This is a genomic window from Niveispirillum sp. SYP-B3756, from assembly GCF_009495745.1.
Lineage (GTDB): Bacteria > Pseudomonadota > Alphaproteobacteria > Azospirillales > Azospirillaceae > Niveispirillum.
Genome location: NZ_WIDQ01000020.1, coordinates 79,843 through 86,449, shown reverse-complemented (window position 1 = coordinate 86,449; position 6,607 = coordinate 79,843). Strand labels below are relative to the sequence as shown.

Genomic DNA, 6,607 nt, shown 5'->3' with positions numbered 1-6,607 from the left:
CTGCATGGAAATTCGCCAGCACAAGGTGATTTGTTGTCGCCGCATCAAGGGCAACGGCTGCTTCAGAGGGCGAACGGGTTTCGCCCATGAAAATCCGATCGATGCCACTACGAAGAGCTCGACGTAAGTGCTTCGCGATCTCAGCCTCCCGCTCAACCTCAGAGGCGGTCGGCAGAACTTCACATTGATAAATATATCCGTTCTGGCCATGTGGCCCATGCATCGGAATCTCCGGCGGCTGCTCCACGGTCAGCCCATTCCCTCCAAATACACTATGCCAAGCCACAAACATTGCGGCCGATGTGGTCGTCTTTCCCTGCCGACTGCTGCCAACCGTGGCCACCAATCCACCTTTCATCTTACCAATCTCAATCATTGCTTTGGCGATCATCGGGTGGATGTTCAATTCTTCAAGTGTGCTGGATCGACTTGCTCCTCTGGACACCGCCCAGGCCGTTCCGCCGACATGATCGATCCTGGTGACACGTAGTGGAAGGTCAGCCCATTTCAGCAAGAATTCCACCCGTTCATCGCAAATGAAACTAGCTCGCAAACTATCCACGTCTGCCTCTGCTGCTGCCGGCAGTACCTGTATCGGCGTTCCGGGAGCCACCCTGTATCGCGAAGGCTCCAACGGGTCAGCGCTTACGAACAAGTCCGAAAATACTATATCAATTAACGACATCATTTTTCCCACCGATTTTTATTTTTAAACGTTCTGCGACTTTATAGATTTTTCTAATATAATTGTCGCGTATATCGGGCGTTCTGCTATGATAAGAACCCATCGCCAGTAAAATATCTTTATCCCGATCAAGGTGTTTACGGAGTAGCATCGCTGCCACTGTAACATTAAAGCAACCATCATCTCTAATCCGATTCTTGATAGTTTCCATGTCAATTCCCATAATTTGAGATAATTCAGAAACGTGAATTGAGTTAATTTGCATGGGACCAAGATCCTTGGTATTATTAAGATTATTACTCTCAGAGCCGACCTTCCCCCTCTCAACACCGAGAATTAAGACAAGGCTCTCCGGAGGCACACCGTATGATGCGGCAGCCGTAAGCAGACATGCCAATGAGAGATGGGCAATTACCATGGTTTTGCACAATATAATGATGGATCAAAGAATCCGTTGCTACTTTTGAAAGAACTTTCATCAGTTATTGGATGACCTGATACCACATCCAAAGGAGACCTATGCACGGACCCATTAATAGCTGTTAAAGCGCTCAGATTACCAGATGGCCTAGAACTATCATCTGGATTTATTTCAATTGTTCTTGTAATGAATTTTCTATTCAAGCAAATTTTTAGAAAATAAAATTTTACACTATTACTTGTTCCATATGTTGTGAATGAATTAAAATCCACATTTAACACTTCGCATGAATTTTGTGACATAGAACTGCAGTAGTCACTTGGAGTTTTCTGTGCCATAGCCGGATAATATCCGAACGATATCAGAACACATACGATAATACGGCGAATTTTCTTCATTCCATCCTCCAATTTGGACAATTATTAACCTCCATGGGGGTAAATTACCAGAATTTGACAAAATTACCTTGAGATGGTATTGGGGACCATAGCCCTTCTGCATTGCACATGAGCGCTATGCCGGCAGCGCTGATCGCATAAGAGGAAGTCATCGGCGAGCATGTTTCTCCTTTAGCCGCTGTACGGTTGATAAGATTGTTGATCATGCGTATCCTATTCAACTCGAAACCAGGCTCATCAGGTGCCTGTCCGATGGCTCTCAACGCACAAGGAGCGTTCGTTTCGATGGCTGGAGTAGTGGGGTCGTCACATACACTATCCAGAATAATCGCTTGCCGGAAAGTCGCTGAATCCGTCATGCCGGTTACCGGCATTCGATGTGCGTAGCTGGTAATAACCCCCCGCCCCTCTTCAAATGCAAGGTTACCGGCCAGATGCCCGACCTCTGGTAAACAGCCACCACCCGCAAAATCTGACAGGGCCATCGCCCACGCACCACCAACGGCGATGGAACTGTTCTCTGGTTGGATAGACCCGCCAGATCCGGAACGAACGTCAGCCGCTATACCGACTGCGCGGTCTGGCGGTATGGGCGCTCCCCCGATGGTCGCTGCCAATGCCTCCAAAGAGCCGGGGCCAGCCCTTCGTACCGCCAGACAAAAGCGTTGCCCAAATAAGTTTATATCTTTGAAGTTCTGAAGGTAACCACGGGATTTTAGTAAAGATGCGCTATATGATATAGGTTTTCCGGCTAAAATTATTTCGTTTTCTATATAATCCATGTTACTCTGTATGAATTTTGCAGATTCTCTATTGAAATAGGATAGTTGAGCCGACATTATTTGGTCTGATCTTCTATTGGATGCCTCGCTACTCAACTGACTAAAATATGTACTCACACCAGCAAGAATTACCAAACCAAGCGCCAAGTCTTTACTTAGTATCATTTTACCGTGTCCTCGTGGTGATGACAGGAGACAAATCAGCTGCGGTTGGCACCAGTTGGGGTGGCCTTCCTGGCGTGATCACGACCCCTCCATGGGCAAGCCCTGTCCCCTCAGAAAAGCCACTCAGCTCCTGAAGCGCTCGCGCCACTTCTGTTGCCCCCTGCTTTGGTATGGAAACGGTTGTGGTAACTCGACCCGTTGCGTCTACAGTCGTACTGATCCCCCCTTCCGACCGGTGCCACGTGGGGAGATTTAACAGCGCAGGAGTCACAGACCCGACGAAATCTGGGTGCCGTGTTGCGTATTCAACAACTCTGAAATGCTGCACTAACATCGCCTTAGCGACCCCCTCCCCACGACGCCGGAGGTGCTCCGTAGGGGTGTGGAGGGAGTTCGAAATTACAGCAGCTAACGCGACGCCTATCAGCAGGAATGCCGCTCCAGCCCGCATTTACCGATTTGCCACAATCGTAAGCGTGGTGGCCCCTGCTGCAGCGCAATCGGTATCTGCCACCTCAGAGGAAATCGGCGTGGGCCGAGCGCCGCTAGAGCCAACCTGCACCGAGACAATCCCAGGCTGGGCAGCGATCTTCGGTATCGCCGCAGCACACCCCTCCCGTGCGACAGAAGCCGCAACCACAGTGAAGGTGGAACTGGCCCCTGTTACACTCAAGCTGCCGCCATATACATGAACGAGAGCCGGCCCTAAGCACATGTCGCTGGGAACGTTCTTCCGAATGGTGCAGTAACGGGCACCCGAAATAGCACCGGCACCGAGGTCGGGATCATTCGCTGTCATCGTCCTTGTGCTCTCGATCAAGCTTACGACCTGATCGCCAAACTTCATACTTTTGGCTTCTGTTCTGCTGGAAACAAACGCAGCCCCAACGCCTACCGCCAACCCTCCAACGACGGCAAACCACAATGCCGTTTCCTTCGATAGAATCATCTTATGTCTCCGATAGGGCCTGTCTAGGAGACATCGTCGTGTTGCCATGTTTGCAGCGCAAGGGGTGACCTCACCACTTTGCCGCTTTATCGATCTGCCCCGACAGGTCCATAAAACCTGCAAACATCGCCCCAAGCGCCACATACACTAGGATCGTCAGACCCGAGTTCCAGAGGTCCACCATCTTCGGAAGGCCAGTTATCGTCGCACCTACCCATTGTTCGATCACCGCCTCCATGCGATCAACAGCCTTGCTCGTGTCAGCCAGCACCTCAAGCCGCCGCACCAAGCGGCGGTCCGGCCAGTTCATCCCACTTTCGGACAACGCTAGTCCCAAGGACTTTCCACCTGACACATAGTACGCGAGCGTATCTATTATTTCTTGCATATAAGGCGAGCTATGCTGCCTTAGCAGCTGCAGCGAACCAAGGTCATTCCCTCCATTTTTTTTTATCGCCATCAGCGCCCTCAGAAACATGGCACCGGAAGTGATCATGTGCAGCCGATATGGAATCGGTAGCACCAATGCCATAGGTAGCCGCTCAACCAGGCGACGCAATGTACCCGTCATTCGCGGGATACTGAATCTCACAAGTAGTAATATGGTAATTCCAAAAACAGCCAATAAAATCGGATGCTGTGCCACGAATACGGATGTCGTGGCAAAAGTGGCCCCCACACCCGTTGGCGTCACGCCGAGCGACTCGGCGGTCCGTAACAGCTGCGGAACCTCCTCCTCTCCCATTTGGTATATAGATCCAAGTATAACTAGCATACTAAGCGCCGGACCCAATAACAATGGTGACATTGAATCTGAAATAACTTGACGTTCCGCGATTAGAGATGCTGCCGCCCTAAAAGCGGAAACGACTCCTCCTCCACTTTCCCCACCTTGCAGGGCAACTATTTCTGAGTGAGGCAACCATCGCTGCATCGATTGTACAATGCCAGCTCCGGAGTTCTTAGCTGACCATCCCCAATCTTTTACGGCCCAAAATCTCGGGTCTATTACGGTATTTTCACGCAACATACTCTTGGCGACTATTTCACAAGCTTCCGAAAAATTGTTCCCGGTAGCGATTAAGTCTGCTAGCTCCTCGAACAAATCTCGACGTTCTTTGCTGGATAAAAATATCCTTCCTATTCTTTTCTGCCACTCCGTTGCAGGTGCTACTATGTCGTCGGCCATCATTAGAAATCCTCCAAATGGCTGCTCATGAGAGCGATGTCGCCACCATATGCTTGAGAGATGGTTTCAGTCGTCAAGTTTCCCTCAATCACCATGTCTTCTACGTATTCTAGCGCTACTTCACCACGCAGAACCTTCTGCAAAGCTCGCGTAGCAAGGGGAACCCCTCCCTGAGAAGCTACCCAGTGTCTAATGATTTCGGAACGGGGGTGGCCATTTTGGTGTAGGTCCAGAATGCGTTGGTCTGGTACCATTATTGAGATTACGGGAGTTCTACCTTTCAGCCCTAGCCTGTCCATCAACTGAGGTCCTCTTCGACACAGGTCGCACCCTTCACGACGGCGGACCCGTACGGCGGTAAGATCGGCAGATCCTAGCGTAGCCTTTAGCCGGTTTCGTTCACCGACCTCTGATACATCTGATAGACGGATTGCACACTCACATAATGTTGGGATCAGCCTCTGAGAGACTATTCCAGCCCAGGCAGTAGGTTCATACAAACCGGATTCACGTGATAGTCCAAGATTGCGAAGACGGCTTAACGCTCCATCTTCACTAGCTGCATGCAATGTTGCCAAAATAAGATGATTAGAAAGAGCTGCCTCTTGTATTCTTGCCGCCATGGCGCCGCTACGACACTCTTGAAGGATGATCACATCAGCGGCGTGCCTCAGAACAGCGGCAAATATCTGCCCAACTAAGGAATCATGGTCTTCAGTACCCGCCTGGGCGTTTACATTATGCTGGACAACACCAGGAATATGCCTCTCACAAGGGTCAGCTATCTCATGGACCTTGCGTCCGCCTCTAATGAGGATTTCTTCAGCAAGAGCATAAAGTAAGGTACTTTTTCCGTGACCCATACCACCAGTAGTATATAGCACCCCCTGACGTCGACGAATCAAGCTCCGCAAGGTCTCAACGGCGTCTTTTGGCAGGGCAAGGGCTGGTAGCGGGTCGTCTCCAATAACGCCGCCACTGCGGAAAAACCGCATTGCCATCTCGCGGCCGTCGTGGGTGGATATCCAGTTGAATCGAATCTCATCCAAGCCGTCTGGCAATACCAGCGAACTGGTGCCCTCCTTTCGAGAGACCCGAGCATTCTGAGGTAGCAAACCTTCGTAGGATCCCTTGCCGCCGGCGAGTTCGAAAGCCGCTCTATGTACTTGGTCCGCATGTTCAGCCGTCAACTGCAAGTTTGACAAGAATCGTGTCGCATATCCATCGATTTTCATTGAAACGCGACCGGCATCTGGTGCTCGCCTTATGAAAACGTCATTCGCGCCCGCCGCAACCCCCTCTCTGATCAAATTCTCCAGCATAGATTTCGCCTGAGAACCCGATATGATGGTCTGTATCCGGTTCGTGCTCTGAACCCCACCAAAAATTTTATATATATCTGCAATTACGCTAGTATCAACGTGTTCCGCAGGAGTGCGTAGGGGTAAACCGGCCTGACGCCCGCGTGCGACGATATCCCTAATTGCGGCCACCTGTTGCGAGGCATAAGCATGAGCCACGACCAAACGGCCGCTTTCAAAAGCCGCTAGAAACGCTCGAACATCGTTTCCAACGTCCAGCGTTCCGCCGGGCTGCGTGAGGAGTCTTCCGTCTTTCTCATATTTGGCTGCCTGCATCATCTGCTTCTGCCACTATTCTCTTTCATGCAAATGTTCTTGGTGGCATTTGCCACTGAGAACATTATCTAATTTGCAGTCCGTGGCCGACGCCAAATTTCCAGGCCATTCCTGCCCGTTGATACGACCTGACTCGCAGCAACGGCGACTACCGACCGACCTCGGATTACATCCCCGACCAGCACTTCCTGGACAGCACCATCAGCGAACTTCACAGTAGCCACACCATGACTTCCCGCTCCTGCAAAGCCTACGATCACAGGAGGAGCAGGGAGAGGACGCTGTTCTTGCGGATCAGCGATCACCGATCGCTCCCCATGCTCTAATCGCTTTACCCGCGCAGCAGCTTCTGCCTCTATGCGCTCCCATTCATGCGGATGA

General features: G+C 51.0%; 5 protein-coding genes. All 5 read right to left on the bottom strand.

The annotated features are described in order from the left end of the window. A partial coding sequence (locus GE253_RS23225; RefSeq protein WP_173012794.1) for an ATPase, T2SS/T4P/T4SS family occupies positions 1-562 on the bottom strand: 562 nt, incomplete at its 3' end. A 109-nt stretch (positions 563-671) separates the two neighbouring features. After that, complete coding sequence (locus tag GE253_RS23220) at positions 672-1,103, bottom strand: lytic transglycosylase domain-containing protein (RefSeq protein ID WP_153206538.1); 432 nt, start codon at positions 1,101-1,103, stop codon at positions 672-674. 445 nt (positions 1,104-1,548) lie between these two features. Then, complete coding sequence (pilV, locus tag GE253_RS23215) at positions 1,549-2,451, bottom strand: shufflon system plasmid conjugative transfer pilus tip adhesin PilV (RefSeq protein ID WP_153206537.1); 903 nt, start codon at positions 2,449-2,451, stop codon at positions 1,549-1,551. 1,019 nt (positions 2,452-3,470) lie between these two features. Then, complete coding sequence (locus GE253_RS23200) at positions 3,471-4,592, bottom strand: hypothetical protein (protein ID WP_153206534.1); 1,122 nt, start codon at positions 4,590-4,592, stop codon at positions 3,471-3,473. Continuing rightward, on the bottom strand, positions 4,592-6,229 hold the full coding sequence (locus GE253_RS23195) for an ATPase, T2SS/T4P/T4SS family (protein ID WP_153206533.1): 1,638 nt from the start codon (positions 6,227-6,229) through the stop codon (positions 4,592-4,594). Before GE253_RS23195 ends, GE253_RS23200 begins: the two co-directional genes overlap by 1 nt. Positions 6,230-6,607 lie beyond the last annotated feature (378 nt).

Excerpts from the sequence above, each read along its gene's own strand:
- pilV (WP_153206537.1), bottom strand. The coding sequence starts at position 2,451 with ATGATACTAAGTAAAGACTTGGCGCTTGGTTTGGTAATTCTTGCTGGT.
- GE253_RS23195 (WP_153206533.1), bottom strand. The coding sequence starts at position 6,229 with ATGATGCAGGCAGCCAAATATGAGAAAGACGGAAGACTCCTCACGCAG.
- GE253_RS23220 (WP_153206538.1), bottom strand. The coding sequence starts at position 1,103 with ATGGTAATTGCCCATCTCTCATTGGCATGTCTGCTTACGGCTGCCGCA.
- GE253_RS23200 (WP_153206534.1), bottom strand. The coding sequence starts at position 4,592 with ATGATGGCCGACGACATAGTAGCACCTGCAACGGAGTGGCAGAAAAGA.